Origin of the sequence: Mesorhizobium sp. BR1-1-16 (genome assembly GCF_020165495.1) — a bacterium.
GTDB lineage: Bacteria > Pseudomonadota > Alphaproteobacteria > Rhizobiales > Kaistiaceae > Kaistia.
Window position 1 is genome coordinate 104,236 of sequence record NZ_JAIUIE010000007.1, and the last position, 25,075, is coordinate 129,310.

Consider the following 25,075-nt stretch of genomic DNA (forward strand, 5'->3'; position numbering starts at 1 on the left):
GCAGAATTGTCGATAGGGTCTCCTCGCCGGGCTGGCAAGAGCAGGACGGCGAAGAGTGCGGCGTCCTGTCGCCTGCGACATCGCCCCGGGTTGCGGCACCGCGCTTCGGTGTTCAATTTCAAGCGCAACCGTCCGGAGCATTTGATGATCGGATTCTCGCCCGTTTCCGCGACCATTGGCGGTGCCCTGATCGGGCTCGGCGCGGGACTGCTTTGGATCATCAACGGTCGCGTCGCGGGCGTCTCCAATATCTTCGGCAGTCTGATCTTCGGCGCGCTCGCTGATCTGCCCTGGCGCCTGCTGTTCCTGGTCGGCCTCCCGCTCGGTGCAGCAATCGGACTGGAATTCGGGCCCGATCTCATCTCGGATATGTCGGGCGCCCTGCCGAAGCTCGGTCTGCCACCGGCGCTGATCGCCGTCGCGGGCTTTCTCGTGGGCGTTGGGACAGCGCTGGCGCGGGGCTGCACATCGGGTCATGGCGTTGTCGGTCTCGCCAATCTTTCGGTCAGGTCGTTTCTCGCGGTTGCGATCTTCATGACAACGGCCGTGCTGACCGTCCTGTTCGCGAAGCAATGGCCATGACAGACCGGGACCGCCGCCGCAGCGTCCTGTTTCATGCCGCCGCGCTCGTCTCGGGCACGGTCTTCGGCCTCGGACTGGCGGTTTCGGGGATGATCTATCCAGAGAAGGTCAAGGCGTTCCTCGATGTGTCGCGCATCGGCTCGGGCGGCTGGGATCCGAGCCTCGCCTTCGTGATGGCGGCGGCCGTGATCGTCACGATGATGGCGGTGCGGATCGGCCATCGTCGTCGTCGCCCACTGGCGGCATTGTCGTTCTCGCAGCCTCATACAAAGCGGATCGAGGGGCAGTTAGCGATCGGCGCGGCGCTTTTCGGCGTTGGATGGGGGCTTTCCGGGCTGTGTCCCGGCCCTGCTGTCGCCGATCTTGTGTTTGCGTCGCCTGCCATCATCCTGTTTCTGGTATCGATGCTACTCGGCGTGGCCGTCGTCCATCTGTGGCGGCGGCGTGTGCAACGCGCCACCGCAGGCATCGCGCAGGAGGTTGAACCGTGACTGATCTCGCCGATATCGCCGTTGTCGGTGCAGGTCCTGCCGGCCTCGTCGCGGCGCTCCTGGCGCGCAGCCGCGGCCTCTCTGTGGCGCTGGTTGCCCCGCGCGCTCTGCCGAACGACAAGCGCACTGTCGCAATGCTCGGCGTTTCGGTCGATATTCTCGAGGAAGCCGGCGTGTGGGCGTCGCTCTCCGACACGGTTGCGCCGCTTGCGACGATGCGCATCGTCGATGCGACGCGCCGACTTGTGCGCGCGCCGCTGGTCGAATTCCACGCCAGCGAAATCGGCCGCCCGGCCTTCGGCTACAATGTGCCGAATGCCGCGCTCATAGCCGCGCTCGAATCCGAGGCGGAGGCCGCCGGCGTCCTTCGGCTGGATGGTTTCGCCCGCGAGATCGCGCCGGGCGAGGATCGGGTGATCATCGACGTCGGCGACGCTGGCCGGATCGAAGCGCGCCTCGTCGGCGCCGCCGATGGCCGCAATTCGCCAGCGCGCGAGGCCGCGGGGATCGCGGTTCGCCGCTGGTCCTATCCACAGACCGCGCTCGTCGTGAACATCCGCCACAGCCTGTCGCACGACGATGTCTCGACCGAATTCCACACCGAGACCGGGCCGTTCACGCTGGTGCCGCTGCCAGGCAAGCGCTCGGCGGTCGTCTGCGTGGTGAAGCCTGAAGAAGCCGAACGACTCGCAGCCGTTTCCGACATGGAACTGGCGCGCGTATTCGAGGAGAAGTCACGCTTTCTCGTCGGAGATATCGAGATCGACGGCGCGCGGCAGCGTTTCCCGCTGACCGGCCAGATGGCCCGCCAATTCGCGGCCCGAAGGATCGCCCTCATCGGCGAGGCGGCGCATGTCTTCCCGCCGATCGGCGCTCAGGGGCTCAATCTCAGTCTGCGCGATGCAGCCGTCTTTGCGTCCGTCGCCGCAGCGCATCGGGTCGACCCAGGGGCACCCGACGCGCTCGCAGACTACGACCGACGACGCTCGGGCGACGTCCTCTCCCGCACGACGGCCGTCGACGCCCTCAATCGCACCTTGCTGACGAGCTTCCTGCCGGCGCAGGCGGCGCGGGGCATCGGCCTTTTCGCGCTCGACCGCCTTCCCGCTCTCAAGCGCTTCGCCATGCGCCAGGCGCTCGCGCCGCATCTTTGACGGCGACCATGCGCCGCCTTGACTTGGCGGGGCATGGCATGGCTTTTGGCTGACCGGTCAGTTCAGGGTCACGTCATGGGTCATTCACGCGAAGCAAAGTTCCAGATCGGTCAGATCGTCCGCCACCGCCACTTCTCGTTTCGTGGCGTGGTTTTCGATGTCGACCCGATCTTCGACAACACCGAGGAATGGTGGCTGTCGATCCCGGAAGAGGTGCGTCCGTCGAAGGACCAGCCGTTCTATCACCTGCTCGCCGAGAACGACGAAAGCGAATACGTCGCCTATGTCTCGGAGCAGAACCTGCTCGTCGACCGTTCCGACGAACCGCTGCGTCATCCGCAGCTTCCGGATTATTTCGGCGAACGGCAGGGCGACATTTATGTCTCCCATCGCCGCGGGCTCAACTGATCGCTGATCGCTGAAAAGCACTGAAAACGAAAACGGCGCGCCCGAAGCGCGCCGTTCGTGAGTTGCTATCGAACCCCGTGACTACTGGGCCGGCGGCGTCTCGGTGCCGCGTTCCTTGTTCTGCTGCTCGATGAGCTTCTGACGGTTATCCTCGGCGTTCTTCTGCAGCTGCTCCTGCAGCGCGTCGCGACGCGCCTTGCCGGCAGCGCGGTCGAGGCCTTCGCCATCAAAGGTCTTGGTGAAACCGCTCAGCCCGAAGGGGAACACCATCGGCTTGCCCTGCGGGTTCATCGTGATCGCAGCGACCTTGTTGCCCTTCTTCAGCAAGCTGATGAAGCTGTCGTCGATCTCGGCCTGCGCATAGCAAACGGTCGGGTCGCAGATCACGTATTTGAGCGGCACGGCCTTGTTCTGGTCGACCTGGATCAAGAGACCCGGCTGGATCAGCTGGCCGGTGAGCACGATGGCCGTGAGCGCCATCTTCGGATCGCCCTCGAGCTTGCGCAGCTGCAGCGAGGCGATGAACTGATTCGTCTCGGCGCGAAGTTCCTGCGAGGTGATGCAGAGCTTCTTCTTGGACTGCGGGTCCTGACCGCATTCCTTGATCCAGGGCGAGGTTGGCGGCGCACCCGCGCCAGCATCGGCTGCTGCAGGAGCGGCTGCAGGCGCGGCCGGCTTGGCGACCGGCGTCTTCGGAGCCGGCGCATCCTGTGCATAGGCCATCGGCGCGGCGCCGATCATCATCAGCGCGGCAGCCGCCAGAAGAGGCGCGCGAACCGAACCAATATTCCAACGATACGACATCGAGCGTGTCCTTGAGTTTTCGTCTGCCTTGCGCTGCCACAGGCGAAGGGCGATGCTTGCCCCGTCTCCGGCGACACTGATCGGGGCTGGATGACCAGCAATTGAGGCGACACGGTGACGTGCGGGTGGCGGGGCATCATTAGCCGCTCATCTGTTGTTTTTCCAGCGCCAAGCGGTTGCCAAGTCCGGCTGGCTGAGCTTTTTTGCCCCCGCCGGTGATAAGCCGGATGAGTGGGAGGTTGAGTCGATGTTGAATCGCGCCCTCGGACCGATGATCGCGCTGGCTGCGCTCGTCATGACTGGGTTCGCCGGCGGCACTGTCCTTGCCGCACCGATGCATGGCATCGCCATGCATGGCGAACCGGCGCTGCCGGCCGATTTCGACCACTTTCCCTATGCCGACCCGGCCGCGCCCAAAGGCGGCACGATCACCTATGCCTTTGTCGGCACTTACGACAGCCTCAACCCCTTCATCGTGAAGAGCGCTACGACGACATCGCGTGGCATTTGGGACGCTTCGCTCGGCAACAACGTCTTCGAAAGCCTCCTGGTCCGCAATCGCGACGAGGCCTTCAGCCTCTACGGGCTGCTCGCCGATTCGGTTGAGATGCCGGAGGATCGGACTTCGATCAGTTTCACGATCAATCCGAAGGCGAAGTTCTCCGACGGCCAGCCAGTGACCGTCGATGATGTCTTGTTTTCGCTCGACATCCTCAAGGAGAAGGGCCGCCCGATCTACAAGACCTGGTACGGCCAGGTCGAGAAGGCCGAGAAGATCGGCGAGCGCGGCGTCAAGTTTACCTTCAAGGATGGCGAGAATCGTGAGCTGCCGATGCTGATCGGCCTGATGCCGATCCTGCCGAAACATGCCATCGATCCCGAGACCTTCGACCAATCGACGCTGAAGCCGATGATCGGCAGCGGGCCCTATGTGATGGCGGACATCAAGCCCGGCGAGCGTTTCGTCCTGAAGCGTGATCCGAACTATTGGGGCAAGGATCTGCCCGCAAAGCGCGGTTTCGACAATTTCGACGAGATCCGCATCGACTATTATCGCGACGGCAATGCCATGTTCGAAGCCTTCAAGAAGGGCCTCTACGACATCAATCCCGAGGCCGATCCGGCGCGCTGGCTGGAAGGCTACAACTTCGCCGCCGTCACGGACGGTCGCGTCGTCAAGGAAACCGTCAAGAACGGGCTGCCGAAGGGCATGCTGGGCTTTGCCATGAACACGCGGCGACCAGCCTTCGCCGATATTCGCGTCCGCAAGGCGCTCGCAATGCTGTTCGACTTCGAATGGGTCAACAAGAACCTGTTCTCGGGCGCCTATAGCCGGGATGCCAGCTTCTTCCAGGATTCGATCCTCTCCTCCGTCGGCGTGCCGGCGTCACCGACCGAGAAAGCCCTGCTCGCTCCCTTCCCGGATGCCGTAGAGCCCGATGTCATGGACGGCACCTACCAGCCCACCGTCTCAGACGGCTCCGGCGGCGACCGGAAGGTGATGCGAAGCGCGCTCGATCTGCTGCAGGCGGCCGGCTACAAGCTCGACGGCAATGCGCTGATCGACGAGAAGACCGGCCAGCCGCTCGGCTTCGAAATCCTGCTGCAGGACCGCAATCAGGAGCGCGTCGCGCTCGCCTTTGCACGGACGCTACAGCGGATCGGCATCAAGGCCACGGTGCGAACGGTCGACTCAACCCAATATCAGCGCCGTGTGCAGGATTTCGATTTCGACATGATCATGACGTCGTGGCCGGCCTCGCTCTCGCCCGGCAATGAGCAGGGCAATCGCTGGTCGAGCACCAATGTCGATGTGCCCGCCTCGTTCAACTATGTCGGAGCAAAAAGCCCAGCCATCGACGCGATGCTGGCGGCCGTGCTTGCGGCCGAGAGCCAGGAAGACTTTGTCGCAGCCGTGCGCGCGCTCGACCGCGTTCTGATCTCCGGTCACTATGTCGTGCCGCTCTATTACCTGCCCGATCAATGGGTCGCCCGCTGGGCCCGCGTCGACCATCCGAAGACGCAATCGGTCAATGGCTATACGCTGTCGACCTGGTATGCCGCTCCGGCGAAATGACCGCCGCCGTCATGGAACCCGAAGCGCATCAGCTGGACGCGACTGGCGGCTCGATCGACTGCTTTGCCAAGGACGCGCCTTGGAGCAGATCGGCCATGCCAAGTCCCCAGGACGAGATCGCCTGGACGAACGGCATCAGGGGAATGTCGAGAATCTCCACCTTCTCAGCGGTGAAGATATAGAGCGCGCCAGCCATCGGCGCCGGCGATCCGGGCACGAAGACCAGCAGCCTTCCATCAGCGAGTTCGTCCATGACGAAGGCCGGGCATTGCCCGTCCTCGATGGTCGCGAGAGCCGGTCGGATTGTCCTTCCATCTCCCTCGCCGAGAATCTGATCGGAGGCAAAAGCCTTGGCCAGCTTGTAGCCGGGCACGCGCTCGAAGATCCACGCCTCCATCCGGCGTTGGACCCAGCGACCGGGCGCTGAGCGGACGAGAAGGCCGAAGGCAAGCACGATCAACACCAGGGCCGCAATCGCGACAATCAACGGGTGCACGACGCGGCCGACCAAGGGATGGGTCGCATCCTCAAGGCGGTGGACGACGCTCAGCGTCAGCAGGACGATCGTGGCGATGGGAACAACGATCACCACACCATCGATGAAGGCACGCTTCAGGTGAAATCCGAACGTCTCTGCCGCGCCGCGTTTCGCGCGGACCTTCCCGACTGGATGCCGCTGTTTCAAGACCGTAACCCCGCAGGCAAGCGCACCAGCGGACGCCGATGCTGACGGAGCCTACCGTATCAGGGCCGCAACCGGGCATGCCAAACGGCGCCAGTAACCGGTGAGGCTGTCGTCTCGTTGCCCGAATCTGGCGATGGTCTTTGCCGCTACGCAGCCTTCTTGCCGTCACCGGCCGCAAGACGCGCCAGCTGCGTCAGCACCACTGCCGTGCCTTTCAGGCGCTTCTCGGGGTCTTCCCAGTCGCGGATGAGCACGATCTTCTGGTCGGGACGAACCTTCGCGAGGCTTCCCTGCTCGCCGATATAGCGGATGAGCCCGGCCGGATTGGAGAAGGTTGAGTTGCGGAACGAGATGACGATGCCCTTGGGGCCGGCATCGACCTTCTCGACATTCGCCTTGCGGCAGAGCGCCTTGATGTAGACGATCTTCAAGAGGTGCTCGACCTCGTCCGGCAGCGGACCGAAACGGTCGATCAGCTCGGCGCCGAAAGAATCGATCTGTTCGGGCTCGTCGAGATCGCCGAGGCGTCGATAGAGGCTGAGACGCAACGGCAGGTCGGGAACGTAGCTCTCCGGCAGCATGACAGGCGTGCCGACCGTGATCTGTGGCGACCAGCGGCCGTCCGCCTCCGCCTCGTCTTCGCCGCCCTGGCGCAGCGCCGCGACAGCCTCCTCAAGCATCTGCTGGTAAAGCTCGTAGCCGACTTCCTTGATGTGGCCCGATTGCTCCTCGCCGAGCAGGTTGCCGGCGCCGCGGAGATCAAGGTCATGGCTGGCGAGCTGGAAACCGGCGCCGAGCGTATCGAGCGATTGCAGCACCTTCAGCCGTCGATCGGCCATCGGCGTCAGTTTCTTCTCGGCGGGCACCGTGAACAGCGCGTAAGCGCGGGTCTTGGAACGGCCGACGCGCCCGCGTAACTGATAGAGCTGGGCAAGGCCGAACATGTCGGCGCGATGGACGATGAGGGTATTTGCGGTCGGGATATCGAGGCCGGATTCGACGATCGTCGTCGAGAGCAGCACGTCATAGGCGCCCTCATAGAAGGCGTTCATGATGTCGTCGAGCTCCGTCGCCGGCATCTGGCCATGCGCGATGGCGACCTTCACCTCTGGCACGAACTTGTCGAGGAACTCCTTGCGCTCGGCAAGATCGGCGAGGCGCGGGCAGACATAGAAGCTCTGGCCGCCGCGATAGCGCTCGCGCAGCAGCGCCTCGCGCACCGCCAGCGCGTCGAAGGGCGAAATGAAGGTGCGCACCGCCATGCGGTCGACCGGGGGCGTCGTGATCAACGACAGCTCGCGAACGCCGGTCAGGGCGAGTTGCAGCGTGCGCGGGATCGGCGTCGCCGAAAGCGTCAGCACATGGACATCGGCTTTCAGTTCCTTCAGCCGTTCCTTGTGCTTGACGCCGAAATGCTGCTCCTCGTCGATGACGAGCAGGCCGAGATCCTTGAATTCGATCCCCTTGCCGAGCAAGGCATGCGTGCCGACGACGATGTCGACCTGCCCTTCCTTGATGCCCTTCTTGGTCTCGGCGAGATCCTTGGCCGAGACGAGGCGCGAGGCCTGTTCGACGCGGACCGGCAGGCCGGCGAAGCGGGCGGTGAAGGTCTTGAAATGCTGCCGCGACAGCAGCGTCGTTGGAACCACCACCGCCACCTGCTTGCCGCTCATCACTGCGACGAAAGCGGCGCGTAGCGCCACCTCTGTCTTGCCGAAGCCGACATCGCCGCAGACAAGCCGATCCATTGGCGTGCCGGCCGAAAGATCGGCGATCACAGCCTCGATCGCCGCGAGCTGATCTTCGGTCTCCTCATAGGGGAAGCGCGCGGCAAACTCGTCATAGAGCCCGTCAGGCGGTGCCAGAACGGTGCCCTGGCGCATGGCTCGGGCAGCGGCGACCTTGATCAGCTGGGCCGCCATATCGCGAATGCGCTTCTTGAGCTTGGCCTTGCGCGATTGCCAGGCAACGCCGCCGAGCTTGTCGAGCGAAGCGTCGGTCTCCTCCGAGCCGTAACGCGACAGAAGCTCGATATTCTCGACGGGCAGATAGAGCCGGTCGCCGCCGGCATAGATGATTTCGAGGCAATCCCTGGGCGCGCCGGCGGCCGTGATCGTCTTCAGCCCGGTGAAGCGGCCGATGCCATGATCGACATGGACGACGAGATCACCTTCCGAGAGGGCCGTGATCTCGCTGAGAAAATCGGAGGCCTTCTTGGAGCGCTTGCGCGGGCGCACCAGACGGTCGCCGAGAATGTCCTGCTCGCCGACAACGACGATATCGGGCGCCTCGAATCCGGATTCAAGCCCCAGCACGCCGAGCGCGACCATGCCCTTTTGCAGCCCCTGCGCGGAGGGCCAGTTGTCGATGATCTGGACGCGCTTCAGGCCGTGATCGGCCAGAACCTGCGCCAAGCGGTCACGGGCGCCTTCACTCCATGACGCGATGACGACGCGCTTCTTCTCACGCAGCGTCGCGACATAGTTGATGACCGCGTCGAAGACATTGACGTCTCCCGCCGACCGCTCCGCGGCGAAGCTGCGCCCCTGCCGGCCGCCGAGATCGACCACCATGGTGTCGTCCGGCTCGGCAAACGGCGTCATGCGGATGAGCGGAACCAGCGCCTCGTGGCGCTTCCACTCGTCACGATCGAGATAGAGTCCGGAAGGCGGAATCGGCTTGTAAGGCACGCCGCCCTGGTTCTGGCTCATGGCGCTCTTGCGCGCATCATAGTGGTCGACGATGTCGTCGAGTCGCTCGGAAAGCGCCTCTTCGGTTAGGTGGTCGAGGACGACCGCCGCCTCCGGCACATAATCGAACAGCGTGTCGAGCCCTTCCGCGAAGAGCGGCAGCCAGTGCTCGACGCCGGTGTAGCGGCGCCCCTCGCTCACATTCGCATAGAGCTGGTCATCCCGCTCGGAGGCGCCGAACAGTCCGACATAGGCCTCGCGGAAGCGGGCGATCGCATCGGGCGAGAGGACGAGTTCGCTGACCGGAACGAGGTCGATGCGCTTCTTCTGCTGGACCGTGCGCTGGGTCTCGGCATCGAAGGATCGGATCGAATCGATCGTATCGCCGAAATAGTCGACGCGCACCGGCTCGCCGAGGCCGGCCGCGAAAAGATCGACAATGCCACCGCGCACGGCATATTCACCAGCCTCGCGCACGGTCGAGGTGCGCATGAAACCATTGTCCTCAAGCCAGCCGACGAGCTTTTCCATCGGCAACCGGCCGCCGGGCGCAATGGCGAGGCTCTGGCGGGCGACATCGGCGCGGCGTGGCACGCGCTGCACGATGGCATTGACCGTCGTGAGCACGACCAGCGCCCTGCCCGGCTCCGCCTTGCGCGTCGCAAGATGCGCGAGCGCCGCCATCCGGCGCGACACGACCGAAGGATTCGGCGAGACGCGGTCATAGGGCATGCAGTCCCAGGCCGGAAAGGACAGCACCTCCTGCGCTGGCGCGAAGAACTTCATCGCCTGCTCGAGATCGTTCATCCGGTTGCCGTCGCGCGCGACGACCAGCAGGAACGGCCGGCCGTCCTTGGCTGAGAGCGTCGCGAGATCGGCGACGACGCGGCCGTCGAAGCCGTCCGGCACGCCCGACAGGACGGTCGAGCGACGACCGAGCACGGTTTCGAAACGGATCATGAGCCTATCGGAGGGTTGCGCCCGTAAAGGCGGCAAGCTTGCGGAAAAAAGGTGTGTCTTGGTCGTCAGGCGTCGTGGTCTCGCCCGTCAGCCAGGCGAAGATATCGCGGTCCTGCTCTTCCATCAGCGCGTCGAAAGCGTCGAGCTCATCGAGCGATAGATCAGCGATATTGGCGTCGGCGAAGCGCCCGAGAATGAGATCCATCTCGCGCATGCCGCGATGCCAGGCCCGAAAATGGGTTCTCCGGCGGTGGACGTCCAGTCCCTCGCCGGGCGAAACTGCACCGCTCATCGCTATCATCCCGTTGGGTCGGCCGCCATGGACCGCTGGCCGGAGATTTAGTCCGCGCGCGCGGCGCTGGCAACGCTTCAGTCCTTCGAGCCCAACAAAGCCTTCGCGTAGATTTCAGACTTGAAGCCGGCGAGCAGCAGGCCATCGGACCGATCGAGCATTGGCCGCTTGATCATCGAGGGCTGCGCCAGCATCAAGGCGGCCGCACGCTCTGCGTCGAGATTCGCCTTCGCGCTATCCGGCAGCGCGCGGAATGTCGTACCGGCGCGGTTGAGTACGACCTCCCAGCCGAGCGTTGCGATCCAGTGCGCAAGGCGCCTCGGATCGACGCCTTCCTGCTTGTAGTCGCGGAAAGTATAGGCAACGCCGTTCTGGTCGAGCCAGAGCCGGGCCTTCTTCATGGTGTCACAGTTCTTGATGCCCCAAAGGGCGATGCTGGCGTCGGTCAAAGGCAGGTCTCCGTTCGGCAGTGGAGAAGATGGCGCGGCGCGGCGAAAGGCAACAGTGGACATGCTGCCGCCAGCCCGCGATGCTCACCACAAAACAACGCCACGCCGGAGGAACACCATGCCGCCCATCCGCAAGGACCCCAACCCGCGCATGCCCTATCAGCATGCCAATCCCGTCGAGGCGCTTGCCGACATCGTCATACCCAGCGCCATTCCAGCGGACGAGCGCATCTGGGTGCCGCAGGGCGAGAATGTCTGGTTTCGTCCGCTCTGCCTCAACCGTTCGCAGGGTTACTGGATGAACCTGCTTCGTGTCCGGAAGTCCGGCGTGCTCTCGCGCCATCGCCACCCGCAGGCGGTGCATGGCTTCGTGCTCAAGGGCCGCTGGCACTATCTCGAGCATGACTGGGTGGCGGAGGAAGGCGGCTATGTCTTCGAGCCGCCGGGCGAGACTCATACACTGGTCGTCCCCGACGATGTCGAGGAAATGATTACCTATTTTCAGGTCAACGGCATCATGGTCTATGTCGATGCCTATGGCGATCCCCTGGGAATCGAGGACGTCTTCACCAAGATCGACCTCTGCCGCGCGCATTACGCCTCAGTCGGCCTCGGTGCAGATTATGTCGACCAGTTCATCCGCTGACCGTTCGGCCGCCATCGCCGATTCGCTACGGCCGGGGCTCTTCAAGGGCAGTCAGATCCTGGTGACCGGCGGGACGTCCGGAATCGGCGCAGCCGTTGCGCGGGGCTTCCTGTCGCTTGGCGCCGCTGTGCTTGCGACGGGTGTCACCGAGGCCGAAGTTTCGGCCGCGCAGCAGGACCCGACGCTGGCCGGCGCGCACTTTGCCGTGCTCGACGTCCGCAGCGGAGCCGATGTCCAGGCGATCGTCGCTGGCCTGCCGCGGCTCGATCATGTCGTGAACTGCGCCGGCATCATCCGGCGCGGCGCGGAACTAGACCCCGAGGTCTTCGCCGATGTCGTCGACATCAATCTGAACGGCACGATGCGCGTCTGCGCAGCGGCCCGGCCACGCCTTGCCGAGACGGCGGGAACGATCGTCAACACCGCGTCGATGCTCGCCTTTTTCGGCGGCGGGCTGACACCGGGCTACTCCGCCTCGAAAGGCGGCATCGCCCAACTGACGAAGTCGCTGGCGATCGCCTACGCGGCTGACGGCATCCGCGTCAACGCCGTCGCTCCGGGCTGGATCGCGACGCCCTTGACCGCGCCGCTACGCGCCGACGCCGAGCGCGACGCGGCCATAAGGGGGCGGACCGCGCTGAAGCGCTGGGGAGAGCCCGCGGAGGTGGCGGGCGGGGTGCTCTTCCTCGCCTCGCCGCTTGCAGGCTTCGTCACCGGCGCTGTGCTCGTCATCGACGGCGGCTATCTGATCACGTGAGGAACCGCGCTCAGCGCGGTTCCCAGCTCGTCACGATCTCGCCCGTCACAGGGTCCTTGGCGTCCCTGAGTGCGATCCCCATTTCTTCCAATTCGCCGCGGATGCGATCGGCCTCGGCGAAGTTTTTGACACGCCGTGCCGAGAGGCGGGCGGCGATCAGGGTTTCGATCTCATCGGACTCGAGCCCAAGGCTTTCCGCCTCGCGCAGCTTGATCTTCGCCTCGAACGAGGCTGCGGCCTCCGAAGCGAGACGCTCGAACGCATCGGCATCGATGGCGGTTCGGCTCGCGTCCATGATCGTCCGGTCGAGTTCTTCGCGAAGCGCGTGATTGTCCTCCGTCACGTCGTCGACGAGCCTGTCGAAGCCGAGCAGCTTCAGCGAGCCAGCAAGACTGTCGGCCGCCTCGCGCCGGCGCGCCGGCGCGGAGGCCCCGCGCGCCTCGCCGCTGAGCCGCCAGATCTCGGCCAGAGCCTGCGGCGTGTTCAGATCATCGGCGAGCGCCTCGACGACCGCTTCCGACGGTTCGCCGGAAACAGCGGCCCGCAGCGCTCGCCGCAGGCCCTCGATCTCGGCGGTCGACTCTCCAAGACCCTTCTCGGTCCAGTCGATCGGCTGGCGATACTGCGCCTTGAGCATGGTCAGCCGCGCGATCTCGCCGGCAAAGCGCTCGCCGCCGAGCGCCTCCATCACCTGGCGAATGGTGACGAAGTTGCCGAGGCTCTTCGACATCTTCTCGCCTTCGACCTGCAGGAAGCCGTTATGCATCCAGATATTGGCCATACGCGCCGTGCCGAACGCGCAGCAGGATTGAGCGATTTCGTTCTCGTGGTGCGGGAACACGAGATCGATGCCGCCGCCATGAATGTCGAACACGTTCTTCGCCGGGTCGTCGCACTGCAGTCCGCCGCCAAACGGCTCGAGCAGCCGGGCCATCGACATCGCCGAGCATTCGATATGCCAGCCCGGCCGGCCTCGTCCGTTGATACCAGCCGGCGACGGCCAGCCGGGTTCCTCGTCCGTCGACGGCTTCCACAGCACGAAGTCGGTCGCGTCACGCTTGTAGGGCGCGACATCAACGCGAGCACCGGCGATCATCTCATCGAGCGAGCGGCGCGCCAGCGCGCCATAGCGCGGTACGCCGGCCAACTGGTCCATGGCCGCCGGCGAGAACAGCACATGGCCCTCGGCGACATAGGCGACGCCCCGCGCAATGAGGCGTTCGATCATCGCCTTCATCGCGTCGATATGCTCGGTCGCGCGCGGCTGCTCGGTCGGGTCGAGGCAACCGAGCGCCGAAACATCGGCCTGAAACTGGATATTCGTCTTCTCGGTGACGAGCCTGATCGCCTCGTTCAGCGGCAGGCCAGGATGCTCCGTCGCCGCGCGCGCGTTGATCTTGTCGTCGACATCCGTGATGTTGCGGACATAGGTAACGTGGCGCGCTCCATAGAAGAAGCGCAGCAGACGAAACAGAAGATCGAAGATGATGACCGGCCGCGCATTGCCGATATGCGCAAAATCATAAACCGTCGGGCCGCAGACGTACATGCGCACGTGCTGCGCATCGATCGGCGCGAAGGTCTCTTTTTCCTTGGAAAGCGTATTGAAGAGGCGAAGCGTCGTCATCATCGTCCGGTCCCGTGGTATCCGAGGTATCAGCGCCTTCGGCGAACCGCAGGCTCAAGCTCCCGCCGACCCTCAACAGGCCGGACAACCACCGCGGCGACAGCGAAATTCAGCACGCTTCCAAGCCATCATGCCTGCGTGATGCAGGATTTCGCCGAGGGCGTCAAGCCGTACACGAGGCTGTGAGCAGCCACCCCAATCATTCCAATTTTAATCAAATCGCAATCAATCCAAACGCTCTATGAACGCCTGTTTCAGGATCGGTTCAGGCGGATTTGTCCAGTGTTTGGCCCGTCGCTGGTCCTTTGGAGATGTGTTCGATGGCCACCCGCTCCTTCTTCGTCGTCACTCTGTTCGCAATGTTGATCGGCATCGGCATGGCCGAGCTGGTCCGTCCCTCCATGAACCCGGAACTTCGCGACCCCCGCGGCTCGATGATCGGCCTCTGCGTCAACGCGGGGATTGGTTGCGGCACGCTGTCTCCGCGCCTCTCGACGTTCTGAGCCTCGCGGCATCGCCATCGGTGCTGTAAAGGTGTCGTTGGCCCCCGGCCGCAATCGACACAACGAGACACCGCAGGCAGATCATGACGCAAAGAGGACCGGCAGGCGCCGATCTCGACGAGGCCGCCCTCTACTATCATCGCTATCCCGAGCCCGGAAAGCTCGAGATCAGGGCGACCAAGCCGCTCGGCAACCAGCGCGACCTCGCGCTCGCCTATTCGCCCGGCGTCGCCGCGCCCTGCCTCGCGATCGCGGCCGATCCAGCCAAGGCGTTCGATTATACGGCTCGCGGCAATCTCGTGGGGGTGATCTCCAACGGCACCGCCGTGCTCGGTCTCGGCGCCATCGGCGCGCTGGCCGGCAAGCCGGTGATGGAGGGCAAGGCTGTCCTCTTCAAGAAGTTCGCCGGCATCGATGTCTTCGACATCGAGGTTGAAGAACGCGACATCGATCGGTTCGTCGACGTCGTCGCGGCGCTGGAGCCGACCTTCGGCGGCATCAATCTCGAGGACATCAAGGCGCCGGAGTGCTTCGACATCGAGACGAAGCTCAGGGCGCGGATGAACATCCCCGTCTTCCACGACGATCAGCATGGCACGGCGATCATCGTGGGTGCGGCCATCACCAACGCGCTCGAGATCAAGGCTAAGCCCATCGCGGAAGCGAAGATCGTCGCTTCCGGCGCCGGCGCGGCCGCCATTGCCTGCCTCAACATGCTGGTCTCGCTCGGCGCACGGCGCGAAAACATAACGGTTTGCGACATCGAGGGCGTCGTCTACGAAGGCCGCCCGGTCCTCATGGATCGCTGGAAGGGCGCCTTCGCCCAGAAGACCGACAAGCGCACCCTCGGCGAAGTGATCGACGGCGCCGATATCTTCCTCGGCGTTTCCGCCGGGGGTGTGCTCACGGCCGACATGGTCACGCGGATGGCCGACCATCCGCTCATTCTCGCGCTGGCCAATCCCAAGCCCGAAATCATGCCGGAGGTGGCGCGCGCGGCGCGTCCCGACGCCATGATCTGCACCGGCCGTTCGGATTTCCCCAATCAGGTCAACAACGTCCTCTGTTTTCCTTACATCTTCCGCGGCGCGCTCGATGTTGGCGCGACGACGATCAACGAAGAGATGAAGCACGCGGCGGTGCGCGCCATCGCCGCGCTCGCCAAGGAGGAGCCCTCCGATGTCGTGGCGCAGGCTTATGGCGGCGTCGAGCGGACTTTCGGGCCTGAATTCCTGATCCCGTCGCCTTTCGACCAGCGGCTGATCCTGCGCATTGCGCCTGCGGTCGCGCAGGCGGCGATGGATTCCGGCGTCGCGACCCGGCCGATCGATGATTTCGACGCCTATATGGACCGCCTGACCCGTTTTGTCTTCAAGTCCGGCCTCGTCATGAAGCCGCTGGTCGCCGCTGCGAAGGGTGAGGTCAAGCGCGTCATCTATGCCGATGGCGAGGACGAACGCGTGCTGCGCGCGGCGCAGGCTGTCATCGAGGATGGACTGGCCTCGCCGATCCTGGTCGGCCGCCCTTCGGTGATCGCGAGCCGGCTGGAGCGCTTCGGCCTCAAGATCAGGCCGGACGTCGACTTCGAAGTGATCAATCCCGACGATGATCCGCGCTATCGCGACTATGTCGATCTCTTCCTCGACAAGGTCGGACGCAGCGGCGTCGTGCCGGATGCAGCGCGCACCATCGTCCGCACCAACACGACCGTGATCGCGGCGCTCGCCGTTGAGCGCGGCGAGGCCGACGCGATGCTGTGCGGACTTGAAGGCCAGTTCCGCAACCATTTCCAGGTGATCCGCGAGGTGATCGGCCTTCGCCCCGGCACGCGCCGCTTCGCGGCGATGAGCCTGCTCATCTCGTCGGAGTCGACCACGTTCCTCACCGACACGTATGTAAATGTGGACCCCTCGGCCGAGGAACTCGCCGAACTCACCTGCCTTGCAGCCGATCAGGTCCGCCGCTTCGGCATCGTGCCGAAGGCGGCGCTGCTGTCGCATTCGAATTTCGGTTCGCATCGCACCGAATCGAGTCGCAAGATGCGGCAAGCGGTGGAACTGCTCTGGAAGAACGCGCCGAATCTCGAGGTGGATGGCGAAATGCATGGCGATTCCGCGTTGTCGGAGACACTGCGCATGAGGGCCATGCCGCGCTCGAAGCTGACCGGCGAGGCCAACCTGCTTGTGTTCCCCAATCTCGACGCTGCCAACATCACGCTCAACGTCGTCAAGGTGATGACCGACGCGCTGCATGTCGGGCCGATCCTGCTTGGCCCCGCCAAGCCGGCGCATATCCTTACGCCCTCGGTGACATCACGCGGCGTCGCCAACATGACGATCCTCGCTGCCGTCGAAGCCCAGCACGCCGCCGGATCATGACCGTCGTCACCGACCGTGATGCTGCCCTCTACCTGACGGACGTCCATCATTTCTTCGAGGCGCCGGCACTCGATCCCTTCAAGGGCGACAGCATCGACGAGTCGGGGATCGACCAGCTCATGGACACGATGAAGGCGCGCCCACGCGGCGCGCCGGTGCTGGAGCGCATCGTGCTGCATTTGCCGCCGGACGCGATCTCTCCAGACCTCGGCCCGCGGCTCCTGAAGGCCATCACCACCTACTGCAATGTGCAGCAGCGGCTGTCGCGCCAGCGCGTGCGCGAGACGCGCATCGAGGGACAGCGCGCGCTTCGCATCGGCTTCATCGCCTGGGCCATCTGCCTGCTGCTGTCGACGCTGTCCGAAAAGCTCTTCTCGACCTACAGCCTGCAGGGCCGGCTTTTCGGCGAGGGCTTCCTGATCGCCGGCTGGGTGAGCCTGTGGCGCCCGGCCGAACTGCTGCTCTATGACTGGTGGCCGTTCGCGCGCGAGATCAAGCTCTATGAGCGCATCAAGGCGATGGACCTCGTCATTGTCCCGCGCTCAAGCGAAAGCGGGCCGCCGCCACTGCCAGAGTGAGGCGCTCCGCGACGCCCGCCCCAACAATGGTTTGCTCCATCAATGCGTCTGGCGTGCCTGCGGGAATTCGTTGTGGAAGGCGGTCTCGTGCTTCTCTGAAACCCTGAGAACCGCGTGGGTGGTGCCGTCTTCATCGTCTTCGCGAGACATCACCTCGCCGAGTTCGTAGAGGCGATGCAGCTTGGCGAGATCGGCGCCGGCGAGATCGACCGTGAAGGCCGCGCGCCCCTTGTTGAGGCGGTCCTCGACCAGTTGCACCAACGCAGGCAGCCCCTCCCCCGTCAGCGCCGAGATCGGCACCACGGCCGGCCGGCCCGGCTCGGCCTTCAACTGCTCGCTCGGCCGCGCATCTTCCGGCAACAAGTCGATCTTGTTCCAGACCTCGATGATGCGCTCCGACTTGCCGATCTCGACGCCGAGCTGGCCGAGCACGGTCTCGACATCCTTCGCCTGCGCATCGCTGTCCTCATGCGCGATATCGCGAACATGCAGGATCAGGCTCGCCTCGATCACCTCTTCCAGCGTGGCGCGGAAGGCGGCGACAAGGTGGGTCGGAAGATCCGAGATGAATCCGACCGTGTCGGAAAGGATGACCTCGGTTCCATGCGGCAGCTTGAGCCGCCTGAGCGTTGGATCGAGCGTCGCGAACAGCAGATTCTCGGCGAAGATGCCGGCATTGGTCAGCGTATTGAACAGCGTCGACTTGCCGGCGTTGGTGTAGCCGACAAGCGCCACGATCGGATGCGGAACCTTGCGACGGTTCTCGCGCTGCAGGCGGCGGGTGCGCACCACGGTCTCGAGTTCGTGCTCGATACGCGCGATCCGTTCCTGCAGCGCCCGCCGGTCGGCCTCGATCTGGGTTTCACCAGGGCCGCCGAGGAAGCCGAAGCCGCCGCGCTGGCGCTCGAGATGGGTCCAGCTGCGGACGAGGCGGCTCTTCTGGTAGTTCAAATGCGCCAACTCGACCTGCAGGCGGCCTTCACGCGTTTGCGCCCGCTCGCCGAAGATTTCGAGGATCAGGCCCGTCCGGTCGATGACCTTGGCGTGCCATGCCTCTTCGAGATTGCGCTGCTGCACGGGCGACAGCACATGGTCGATGAAAACCAGCCCTGCCCCTTCCGCCTTCACCAGCGCTGCGATTTCCTCGACCTTGCCGGTGCCGAACAGCGTGGCCGGGCGCAGCGTCGACAGCGGCACCGCGAGTTGCGCGACCACATCGAGCGAGATGGCGCTGGCAAGCCCAACCGCCTCGTCGACGCGCGCCTGCGGGCTGCGGGCAATGCTCATCCCCTCGCCGGCCTTTCGGCGCGAGCGGGCTGAACGGATGGGCACCAGAACGACCGTCCGGTCAGGTTCGCGTTCGGGTGATTCGTCTTCGACGCCGGCTGTTTCGTCGGCATCGTCCGGAAATTCGATCTCGTCGGTCAATGGTCTCGCTCGTGGGCCGCGGCCCGATCAGGCTTCGTCGCCCGGCTCGAAGAGTTGCACAGGTGCGCCCGGCATGATGGTCGAGATCGCATGCTTGTAGACAAGCTGCGAGTGGCCATCCCTGCGCAGAAGCACGCAGAAATTATCGAACCAGGTAACAATACCTTGCAGTTTGACGCCGTTGACGAGGAAAATCGTCAGGGGCGTCTTGCTCTTTCGGACATGGTTCAGGAATGTATCCTGAAGGTTTTGTGCGCGCTCCGCCATTCTTTTGTCTCACGTCTCGATGTTGTTGGGGACTTCAGTCCCGGTTGGGGACCGAGGTCCCGTGGCCGTAGCCAAACAGTTCACATTCAGTTTGCCCGCTTAGGGCTCGCCCGTCACGCCTGAAATGTGGCGTCCGCACAATCATACCGCAATGCCGCATTCGTCAGCCCCTCGACCAGGCGGCAGCCTCCTCGGCAAAGTCATGAAACTGCCGGCGGAGGTCCGTTGCAATCGAACCCGGCGAACCATTGCCGATCGCCTGATCGTCGATGCGAACCACCGGCATGACAACCGTCGTCGCGGCCGTGATGAAGGCCTCGCGCGCCGCCTTGGCTTCCTCGATGCTGAACGCCCGCTCCTCGATGCGAAGGCCCGACCGCGCCGCAAGCTCAAAGATGACGGTCCTCGTGATGCCCTTCAGGATGCCGCCGGTCGCCGGCCGCGTGACCAGCGCGCCATCGGCAGTCACGATCCAGGCATTGGTCGATGAGCCCTCGGTGACGTTGCCGTCCTTGTCAACGAACCACGCCTCATAGGCGCCCGCTTCCTTGGCCTTCTGCTTGGCGAGCACATTGGGGAGGAGCGATACGGTCTTGATATCTACCCGCTCCCAGCGATTGTCCGGGACGCTGATGACAGCAACGCCACTCTCGGCGCGCGTGTCGCCGGACGTTCGCGCCACGGACTTCGCGGTGACCACGAGCGCCGGCGCCGTGTCGGCCGCCGGAAAGAGATGATTGCGCGGAGCGACCCCGCGCGAGACCTGCAGATAGACCATGCCGTCGCGCACGAGATTGCGCCGCACAGTCTCGCGCAGCACCGCCCCAAGCGCAGCGCGGCTCATCGGCATCGCGATGCGAAGTTCGGCGAGCGAGCGTTCGAGACGGTCCATATGCAGCCGCTCGTCAATCAGCCGGCCGCCCCGCACTTCGCACACTTCATAGACGCCATCGGCAAACTGATAGCCGCGGTCCTCGATATGAATGGCGGCATCGGCGTGGCGGGCATAGTGGCCGTTGACATAGGCAAAACGAGACATGGAAGGCTTCCGACGAAAGGGATGAAGGCGGCAGATCAGCCGACGCCGAGCGATTTCAACTTACGATGAAGCGCGGAGCGTTCCATCCCGACAAATTCGGCGGTGCGGGAGATATTGCCGCCGAAGCGGTTGACCTGCGCCGTCAGATACTCGCGCTCGAAAATCTCGCGCGCGTCACGAAGCGGCAGCGACATCAGATGCTCTCCGCCACGATTGGGCGTCGTCGGCAGCATTTCGCCGACTTCGGGGGGAAGCATGTCGGCGCTGATCATCTGGGTCTCGTCGCCGCGCGCGAGGATCAGCAGCCGCTCGATATTGTTGCGAAGCTGGCGGATATTGCCCGGCCAATCATGAGCTTGCAGCACAGCGAGGGCGTCCTCGCCGACCTTGCGCACCGGCAGGCCGGTCGTGTGCGAGATCAGCTCGATGAAATGCTGCACCAGCGCCGGTACGTCGTCGCGGCGCTCGGCGAGCGCCGGCACGCGCAGCGGCACTACCGAAAGCCGGTGGAATAGATCCTCGCGGAAGCTGCCCTCCTGGATCTCGCGCTCCAGATCGCGCGCCGTCGACGAGATGATGCGCACATCGACATTGACCCGCGTCGTGCCACCGACGCGCAGGAAATTCTGGTCGATCAGCACGCGCAGGATCTTGCCCTGGGTCTCCCGTGGCATGTCGGCGACTTCGTCGAGATAAAGCGTACCGCCATGCGCCTCTTCCAGCGCGCCGACCTGGCGCGGTCCGTTGGCGTTTTCGGTTCCGAACAGCTCGTGCTCCATCCGCTCGGGCGTGATCGTGGCCGCATTCACCACGACGAACGGGCCCGACGCGCGATGCGAAAGATCGTGGATGGTCCGCGCTACGGTTTCCTTGCCGGCTCCCGAAGGGCCGGAGATCATGATGCGGCTATTGGTCGGTGCGACGCGGTCGATCGTCTGGCGCAGGTGGTTCATCGCGATCGACGTGCCGATCAGCATGTTGGTCGAGCCGGCGCGCTCGCGCAGTTCGCGCACCTCTCGCCGGAGCTTGGACGCTTCGAGCGCACGCTCGGCGATCAGCAACAGGCGATCGGCCTTGAACGGTTTCTCGATATAATCATAGGCGCCGCGCTTGATGGCCGACACCGCGGTCTCGATATTGCCGTGGCCGGAGATCATCACCACCGGCAGGTCGGGATGCTGCGCCTTGATCATGTCGAGCAGCGTCAACCCGTCGATCCGGCTGCCGGTCAGCCAGATATCGAGGAAGATGAGGTTCGGCCGCCGCATGGCGATCTCGGCCAGGGCCTTGTCGGTGTCGCCGGCGGTTCGCGTGCCGTGCCCCTCGTCGTCGAGGATGCCCGAAACGAGACCGCGGATATCGGCTTCGTCATCAATGATCAGAATGTCGGAAGGCATGGGTTTCCGTCTTCGTCAGGCTTCGGGTGAAACGGGTGCCGGCAAGGCGGGCGCCGCGGGAGCGGTCGCCGTAGCGGCGGAGAGGGAGCGCGGCAGTGTGATGCGGATCATCGCGCCACGCCCGCCATGCTCGACCTCAGGCGAATCGAGCAGTTCAAGGCGGCCGTGATGTTCCTCGATCACCTTGCCGACAATGGCGAGGCCGAGGCCTGTGCCCTTTTCCCGCGTCGTCATATAGGGCTCCAGCAGGCGATGGCGATTTTCCACCGGCAGCCCGATGCCGGTATCGATAACCTCGATGACGTTCGTGTCGTCTTCGACGCGGCCGCGAACGGTGATCTTCGGCGCAACATTCTCCTCGGGCGGCACCGCGGAAATCGCCTCGGTCGCATTCTTCACGATGTTGGTCAGCGCCTGTGACATCAGGCGCGGATCGAAGCGACCCATCATCGGCTGATCGGGCAGATCGACCTCAAATGTGATGTCGGGATGGGCGACCTCCATCAGGAACACGGCCTCGCGGGCCGACTCGCCGATATTGCGCTCCTCGAAGGTGGGCTTCGGCATACGCGCGAAGGACGAGAATTCATCGACCATGCGGCCGATATCGCCCACCTGGCGGATGATCGTATCCGTGCATTGGTCGAAGACGTCGCGCCCCTGCCCTTCGTCGATCAGCTTGCCGAAGCGGCGCTTAAGCCGTTCGGCGGAAAGCTGGATCGGCGTCAGCGGGTTCTTGATCTCGTGCGCGATGCGGCGCGCGATATCGGCCCAGGCGGAACTGCGCTGGGCCGCGACAAGATCGGTGATGTCGTCCAGCGTGATGACATAGCCGCGCTGTTCGGGACCCGCCTCCTCCGTGGTCACGCGCACATTGATCGTGCGATCGCGGCCCTCCCGCATCAGCGAAATCTGGTCGCGATGCTCGAGCCGATAATGATCGCCGAAGGCGGCCTCCATCGCATTCATGAGTTCGGGCGCGACTTCGACAATCGGCCGACCCACGATCGAGCCAGCATTGGCACCGAGGAACCGCATCGCGCCGCGATTGGCGATCGTGACGCTGCCGCGTGCATCCGTGCCGATGACACCGGCGCTGACACCAGCAAGCACCGCTTCGGAAAAGCGGCGCCGGGAATCGATCTGTTCGCTCGCCGCGACCAGTTCGGACCTCTGGCTGCGCAGTTCCGCGGTCATGGTGTTGAACGTCGCGCCGAGCGCGCCGAGATCACCGTCCGAGGAACGGAAAGGCACGGTGACGTCGAGATTGCCCTGCCCGATCTCGTCGGCCGCGTCGATCAGGGTGCGGATTGGCGCGACGAGACGATTGGCGAAACCGATGCCGAGCCAGATCGCCGAGAGCAGCAGCACGAGCGCCAAGCCAAGGTAAAGCACGGCGAAGGCGATCTGCACGCCGAGGCGCGTCGCGGCCAGATTCTTGTATTCATCGACGCTGGCGCTCGTCTGCGCGATATAGCGGATGACCTTCGGATCGATGTCGCGGGCGATATAGAGAAACACATCCTTGTAGTTCTCGAGCTTCACCACGGCGCCGACGACATTGGTCGCGCCCGGCGAGATCAGCACGGGTTCGGCCCCGCTCTGCTTCGCGCGATTGACCGCGTCGAGCGGCGGCGGCGGAAAATTGCTCGAGAACTGGAATTCAGCCTGCGCGATCATCGAGCCATCGGGCTTGACGAGATACACGCCTGGGATGCCGCGCAGCGCCGCGATCGAATTCATGAAGTTCTGGAACTGATCGGGATCGCGGGTCAAAAGCGTCTGCGCCCGCTCGAAATCACCCTTGAGGCCGAGAATATCGACCTTGAGCGTCCGCGCATGCTCTTCGGCATAGGCCTGCGCGATCGACAGCGAGGTGTCGACGATGGCGCGCGTCCGCTCCGAGAACCAGTGATCAAGCCCACGATTGAGCGTGATGCTGGCAATGATCGCCATCAGGATCGCCGGAACGACCGCAACGATGCTGAACAGCGCCACAATGCGTATATGGAGGCGCGCCGCCGCCCTGCCCCGACGGCGGGCCCGGATCAGCATCGCCACCTCGACGGCGGTCTCCGCCACCAGCAGGAAGGTCAGGAAGCCGTTGATGGCGAGCGCCCAGAACACCACCGAGTCGGTCGGCTGAATCGGCGTCAGCCCCATCAGCACGAAGAAGGTGGTGCAGGCGCTGGTGAGTGCCAGGACGACCGTGACATAGCCGGCGCCACGCATCGTCATGCGGCGACGGCTCGGCCGCTCCACGCGTGACGTCATCGGGATTTCTGCGGTCGCGCTCACGAAGGTGACCGCGCTGCAAAGGGAATCCGGCTAAGGATGTTGTGTCCGATTCGTGACATGCACCGGACACTGAGACCGAATTGCAACAGCATTGTGGCGAAGCGGCAACAGCCGCTTCTGCCTAGCGGGACGAGCGAATTACCTGGACGTCCAGATCGCGGATCTTCTTCCGCAGCGTGTTGCGATTGACGCCCAGCAGCTCGGCCGCCTTGATCTGGTTGCCGCGCGTCGCGGCCAGCGCCGTCGAGATGAGCGGATATTCCACTTCGCGCAGGATGCGGTGATAAAGGCCGGGGGGCGGGAGATTGTCGCCAAAGCCCTGGAAATAGGCCGAGAGGTGGCGCTCCATCGAACCCGACAGCGTGTCCTCCATCGCCGTTTCGGGCGCCTGCAGGCTGATGACCGGCTGGTCGAGCTCGGTCTCGATGATGTTCTCGGTGATCGTGTCCTGCGGATAAAGCGCAGCGAGACGGCGGATCAGGTTCTCGAGTTCGCGCACATTGCCGGGCCAGCGATAGCGCTTCAGTCGCTCGACGGCCGCCGGCTCGATCTGCTTATGCGGCAATCCTTCCTTTTCGACGAGCGCGAAGAAGTGGCGCACGAGATCGGGAATGTCCTCGGATCGCTCGCGGAGACCCGGCAGGCGAATCGGCACGACGTTGAGGCGGAAGAACAGGTCCTCGCGGAACATCCCCTGATTGATCAGGATGCGGAGATCCTTGTTGGTGGCGGCGATGATGCGGACGTCGGTCTTGATCGGGGTGCGCCCGCCAACCGTCGTGTATTCGCCTTGCTGCAACACGCGCAGGAGCCGCGTCTGCGCCTCCATCGGCATGTCGCCGATTTCGTCCAGGAAGAGCGTGCCACCCTCCGCCTGTTCGAAGCGACCGGCCGAACGCGCCTGCGCGCCGGTAAACGCGCCCTTCTCATGACCGAACAGCTCGCTTTCGATCAGATCGCGCGGGATAGCGGCCATGTTGATGGCGACGAAAGGCCCCGTGCGTCGCTTGCCATAGTCATGCAGCGCCCGCGCAACGAGTTCCTTGCCAGTGCCGGATTCGCCTGAAATCATCACCGTCAGGTCGGTCTGCATCAGGCGCGCCAGGACGCGATAGATGTCCTGCATGGCCGGCGAGCGGCCGACCAGCGGGATGTTCTCGCTGCCCTCGTCGACCCTTTGGTCCTGGCGCCGCTGCTTGGGCTCGGAAAGGGCCCGGCCGACGATCGAGATCAGTTCCTTGAGATCGAACGGCTTCGGCAGATATTCATAGGCGCCCTTTTCCGAGGCGCGGATGGCCGTCATGAACGTGTTCTGTGCGCTCATGACGATGACCGGTAGCTCCGGCCGCGCGCGCTTGATGCGCGGCAAAAGGTCGAAGGCGTTTTCGTCCGGCATGATGACGTCGGTGATGACGAGGTCGCCCTCGCCCTGGCTGACCCAGCGCCAAAGCGTTGCCGCGTTCGATGTCAGGCGCACCTCATAGCCGGCGCGCGAAAGCGCCTGATTGAGGACCGTACGAATCGCCGCATCGTCGTCGGCTACGAGAATGTTGCCGATCGGCATC

At 64.3% G+C, this 25,075-nt stretch carries 22 protein-coding genes; 10 read left to right on the plus strand and 12 right to left on the minus strand.

Features of this window, described 5'->3' with window-relative positions; all coding sequences use genetic code 11:
• The first annotated feature begins 144 nt into the window (after positions 1 to 144).
• The 4 genes from LB518_RS16175 to hspQ all read left to right on the plus strand — a co-directional run bounded on the left by LB518_RS16175 (position 145) and on the right by hspQ (position 2,635).
• Positions 145 to 582 carry a YeeE/YedE family protein gene (locus LB518_RS16175; protein WP_224578557.1) on the plus strand — a complete coding sequence of 146 codons (438 nt, stop codon included), beginning with the start codon at positions 145 to 147 and terminating at the stop codon, positions 580 to 582.
• Positions 579 to 1,073: a DUF6691 family protein gene (locus tag LB518_RS16180; protein WP_224578558.1), complete on the plus strand. Its 495-nt coding sequence runs from the start codon at positions 579 to 581 to the stop codon at positions 1,071 to 1,073. The genes LB518_RS16175 and LB518_RS16180 overlap by 4 nt, the downstream gene beginning before the upstream one ends.
• Positions 1,070 to 2,227 carry a UbiH/UbiF family hydroxylase gene (locus LB518_RS16185; protein WP_224578559.1) on the plus strand — a complete coding sequence of 386 codons (1,158 nt, stop codon included), beginning with the start codon at positions 1,070 to 1,072 and terminating at the stop codon, positions 2,225 to 2,227. Before LB518_RS16180 ends, LB518_RS16185 begins: the two co-directional genes overlap by 4 nt.
• 75 nt (positions 2,228 to 2,302) lie before the next feature.
• On the plus strand, positions 2,303 to 2,635 hold the full coding sequence (hspQ, locus tag LB518_RS16190) for a heat shock protein HspQ (protein ID WP_224578560.1): 333 nt from the start codon (positions 2,303 to 2,305) through the stop codon (positions 2,633 to 2,635).
• 81 nt (positions 2,636 to 2,716) lie between these two features.
• Here the strand turns inward: hspQ and LB518_RS16195 are convergent, their stop codons facing one another.
• A complete protein-coding gene (locus tag LB518_RS16195) occupies positions 2,717 to 3,439 on the minus strand; it encodes an invasion associated locus B family protein (protein WP_224578561.1) in 723 nt (240 codons plus the stop codon).
• A gap of 247 nt (positions 3,440 to 3,686) precedes the next feature.
• Here LB518_RS16195 and LB518_RS16200 point away from each other — a divergent pair, with 247 nt between their 5' ends.
• Positions 3,687 to 5,516, plus strand: a complete 1,830-nt coding sequence (locus LB518_RS16200; protein WP_224578562.1) for an extracellular solute-binding protein — start codon at positions 3,687 to 3,689, stop codon at positions 5,514 to 5,516.
• 28 nt (positions 5,517 to 5,544) lie between these two features.
• Here the strand turns inward: LB518_RS16200 and LB518_RS16205 are convergent, their stop codons facing one another.
• The 4 genes from LB518_RS16205 to LB518_RS16220 form a co-directional block, all read right to left on the minus strand.
• Complete coding sequence (locus LB518_RS16205) at positions 5,545 to 6,105, minus strand: DUF502 domain-containing protein (RefSeq protein ID WP_224578563.1); 561 nt, start codon at positions 6,103 to 6,105, stop codon at positions 5,545 to 5,547.
• Positions 6,106 to 6,347: 242 nt separating this feature from the next.
• On the minus strand, positions 6,348 to 9,851 hold the full coding sequence (gene mfd / locus LB518_RS16210; protein WP_224578564.1) for a transcription-repair coupling factor: 3,504 nt from the start codon (positions 9,849 to 9,851) through the stop codon (positions 6,348 to 6,350).
• A gap of 4 nt (positions 9,852 to 9,855) precedes the next feature.
• On the minus strand, positions 9,856 to 10,143 hold the full coding sequence (locus tag LB518_RS16215; protein WP_224578565.1) for an FAD assembly factor SdhE: 288 nt from the start codon (positions 10,141 to 10,143) through the stop codon (positions 9,856 to 9,858).
• 77 nt (positions 10,144 to 10,220) lie between these two features.
• A complete protein-coding gene (locus LB518_RS16220) occupies positions 10,221 to 10,592 on the minus strand; it encodes an ArsC family reductase (RefSeq protein WP_224578566.1) in 372 nt (123 codons plus the stop codon).
• Positions 10,593 to 10,710: 118 nt separating this feature from the next.
• On the opposite strand from LB518_RS16220, the gene LB518_RS16225 reads away from it, so the two are divergent.
• Both LB518_RS16225 and LB518_RS16230 read left to right on the plus strand, forming a co-directional pair.
• Complete coding sequence (locus LB518_RS16225; RefSeq protein WP_224578567.1) at positions 10,711 to 11,238, plus strand: 2,4'-dihydroxyacetophenone dioxygenase family protein; 528 nt, start codon at positions 10,711 to 10,713, stop codon at positions 11,236 to 11,238.
• Entirely contained in the window at positions 11,216 to 11,995 is a 780-nt protein-coding gene (locus tag LB518_RS16230) for an SDR family NAD(P)-dependent oxidoreductase (protein WP_224578568.1), read from the plus strand. The genes LB518_RS16225 and LB518_RS16230 overlap by 23 nt, the downstream gene beginning before the upstream one ends.
• Positions 11,996 to 12,005: 10 nt before the next feature.
• Here the strand turns inward: LB518_RS16230 and cysS are convergent, their stop codons facing one another.
• A complete protein-coding gene (gene cysS / locus LB518_RS16235; protein WP_353619964.1) occupies positions 12,006 to 13,625 on the minus strand; it encodes a cysteine--tRNA ligase in 1,620 nt (539 codons plus the stop codon).
• A 317-nt stretch (positions 13,626 to 13,942) separates the two neighbouring features.
• On the opposite strand from cysS, the gene LB518_RS16240 reads away from it, so the two are divergent.
• From LB518_RS16240 to LB518_RS16250, 3 genes are all read left to right on the plus strand, one after another.
• Positions 13,943 to 14,125 carry a hypothetical protein gene (locus LB518_RS16240; protein ID WP_224578569.1) on the plus strand — a complete coding sequence of 61 codons (183 nt, stop codon included), beginning with the start codon at positions 13,943 to 13,945 and terminating at the stop codon, positions 14,123 to 14,125.
• An 83-nt stretch (positions 14,126 to 14,208) separates the two neighbouring features.
• Complete coding sequence (locus LB518_RS16245; RefSeq protein WP_224578570.1) at positions 14,209 to 16,503, plus strand: NADP-dependent malic enzyme; 2,295 nt, start codon at positions 14,209 to 14,211, stop codon at positions 16,501 to 16,503.
• Positions 16,500 to 17,081, plus strand: coding sequence for a hypothetical protein (locus LB518_RS16250; RefSeq protein WP_224578571.1), 582 nt, complete (start codon positions 16,500 to 16,502; stop codon positions 17,079 to 17,081). The genes LB518_RS16245 and LB518_RS16250 overlap by 4 nt, the downstream gene beginning before the upstream one ends.
• A gap of 39 nt (positions 17,082 to 17,120) precedes the next feature.
• On the opposite strand, the gene hflX is transcribed toward LB518_RS16250, so the two are convergent.
• The 6 genes from hflX to ntrC all read right to left on the minus strand — a co-directional run bounded on the left by hflX (position 17,121) and on the right by ntrC (position 25,074).
• Positions 17,121 to 18,416 (minus strand): GTPase HflX, encoded by a 1,296-nt coding sequence (gene hflX, locus LB518_RS16255; RefSeq protein WP_224578670.1) that lies wholly within the window; start codon positions 18,414 to 18,416, stop codon positions 17,121 to 17,123.
• 120 nt (positions 18,417 to 18,536) lie between these two features.
• Positions 18,537 to 18,776, minus strand: a complete 240-nt coding sequence (gene hfq, locus LB518_RS16260) for an RNA chaperone Hfq (protein ID WP_224578572.1) — start codon at positions 18,774 to 18,776, stop codon at positions 18,537 to 18,539.
• Between the two features lie 163 nt (positions 18,777 to 18,939).
• Positions 18,940 to 19,815, minus strand: coding sequence for a D-amino-acid transaminase (locus tag LB518_RS16265; protein WP_224578573.1), 876 nt, complete (start codon positions 19,813 to 19,815; stop codon positions 18,940 to 18,942).
• A 35-nt stretch (positions 19,816 to 19,850) separates the two neighbouring features.
• Positions 19,851 to 21,212: a nitrogen assimilation response regulator NtrX gene (ntrX, locus tag LB518_RS16270; protein ID WP_224578574.1), complete on the minus strand. Its 1,362-nt coding sequence runs from the start codon at positions 21,210 to 21,212 to the stop codon at positions 19,851 to 19,853.
• 15 nt (positions 21,213 to 21,227) lie between these two features.
• Positions 21,228 to 23,486: a sensor histidine kinase NtrY-like gene (locus LB518_RS16275; RefSeq protein WP_224578575.1), complete on the minus strand. Its 2,259-nt coding sequence runs from the start codon at positions 23,484 to 23,486 to the stop codon at positions 21,228 to 21,230.
• 145 nt (positions 23,487 to 23,631) lie between these two features.
• Positions 23,632 to 25,074: a nitrogen regulation protein NR(I) gene (ntrC, locus tag LB518_RS16280; protein ID WP_224578576.1), complete on the minus strand. Its 1,443-nt coding sequence runs from the start codon at positions 25,072 to 25,074 to the stop codon at positions 23,632 to 23,634.
• Position 25,075: the final 1 nt, after the last annotated feature.

Excerpts from the sequence above, each read along its gene's own strand:
- LB518_RS16225 (WP_224578567.1), top strand. The coding sequence starts at position 10,711 with ATGCCGCCCATCCGCAAGGACCCCAACCCGCGCATGCCCTATCAGCAT.
- LB518_RS16230 (WP_224578568.1), top strand. The coding sequence starts at position 11,216 with ATGTCGACCAGTTCATCCGCTGACCGTTCGGCCGCCATCGCCGATTCG.
- LB518_RS16245 (WP_224578570.1), top strand. The coding sequence starts at position 14,209 with ATGACGCAAAGAGGACCGGCAGGCGCCGATCTCGACGAGGCCGCCCTC.
- LB518_RS16240 (WP_224578569.1), top strand. The coding sequence starts at position 13,943 with ATGGCCACCCGCTCCTTCTTCGTCGTCACTCTGTTCGCAATGTTGATC.
- LB518_RS16265 (WP_224578573.1), bottom strand. The coding sequence starts at position 19,815 with ATGTCTCGTTTTGCCTATGTCAACGGCCACTATGCCCGCCACGCCGAT.
- hfq (WP_224578572.1), bottom strand. The coding sequence starts at position 18,776 with ATGGCGGAGCGCGCACAAAACCTTCAGGATACATTCCTGAACCATGTC.
- ntrX (WP_224578574.1), bottom strand. The coding sequence starts at position 21,212 with ATGCCTTCCGACATTCTGATCATTGATGACGAAGCCGATATCCGCGGT.
- ntrC (WP_224578576.1), bottom strand. The coding sequence starts at position 25,074 with ATGCCGATCGGCAACATTCTCGTAGCCGACGACGATGCGGCGATTCGT.
- hspQ (WP_224578560.1), top strand. The coding sequence starts at position 2,303 with ATGGGTCATTCACGCGAAGCAAAGTTCCAGATCGGTCAGATCGTCCGC.
- LB518_RS16275 (WP_224578575.1), bottom strand. The coding sequence starts at position 23,486 with ATGACGTCACGCGTGGAGCGGCCGAGCCGTCGCCGCATGACGATGCGT.
- LB518_RS16175 (WP_224578557.1), top strand. The coding sequence starts at position 145 with ATGATCGGATTCTCGCCCGTTTCCGCGACCATTGGCGGTGCCCTGATC.
- LB518_RS16180 (WP_224578558.1), top strand. The coding sequence starts at position 579 with ATGACAGACCGGGACCGCCGCCGCAGCGTCCTGTTTCATGCCGCCGCG.
- mfd (WP_224578564.1), bottom strand. The coding sequence starts at position 9,851 with ATGATCCGTTTCGAAACCGTGCTCGGTCGTCGCTCGACCGTCCTGTCG.
- LB518_RS16195 (WP_224578561.1), bottom strand. The coding sequence starts at position 3,439 with ATGTCGTATCGTTGGAATATTGGTTCGGTTCGCGCGCCTCTTCTGGCG.
- LB518_RS16200 (WP_224578562.1), top strand. The coding sequence starts at position 3,687 with ATGTTGAATCGCGCCCTCGGACCGATGATCGCGCTGGCTGCGCTCGTC.
- cysS (WP_353619964.1), bottom strand. The coding sequence starts at position 13,625 with ATGATGACGACGCTTCGCCTCTTCAATACGCTTTCCAAGGAAAAAGAG.
- LB518_RS16215 (WP_224578565.1), bottom strand. The coding sequence starts at position 10,143 with ATGAGCGGTGCAGTTTCGCCCGGCGAGGGACTGGACGTCCACCGCCGG.
- LB518_RS16250 (WP_224578571.1), top strand. The coding sequence starts at position 16,500 with ATGACCGTCGTCACCGACCGTGATGCTGCCCTCTACCTGACGGACGTC.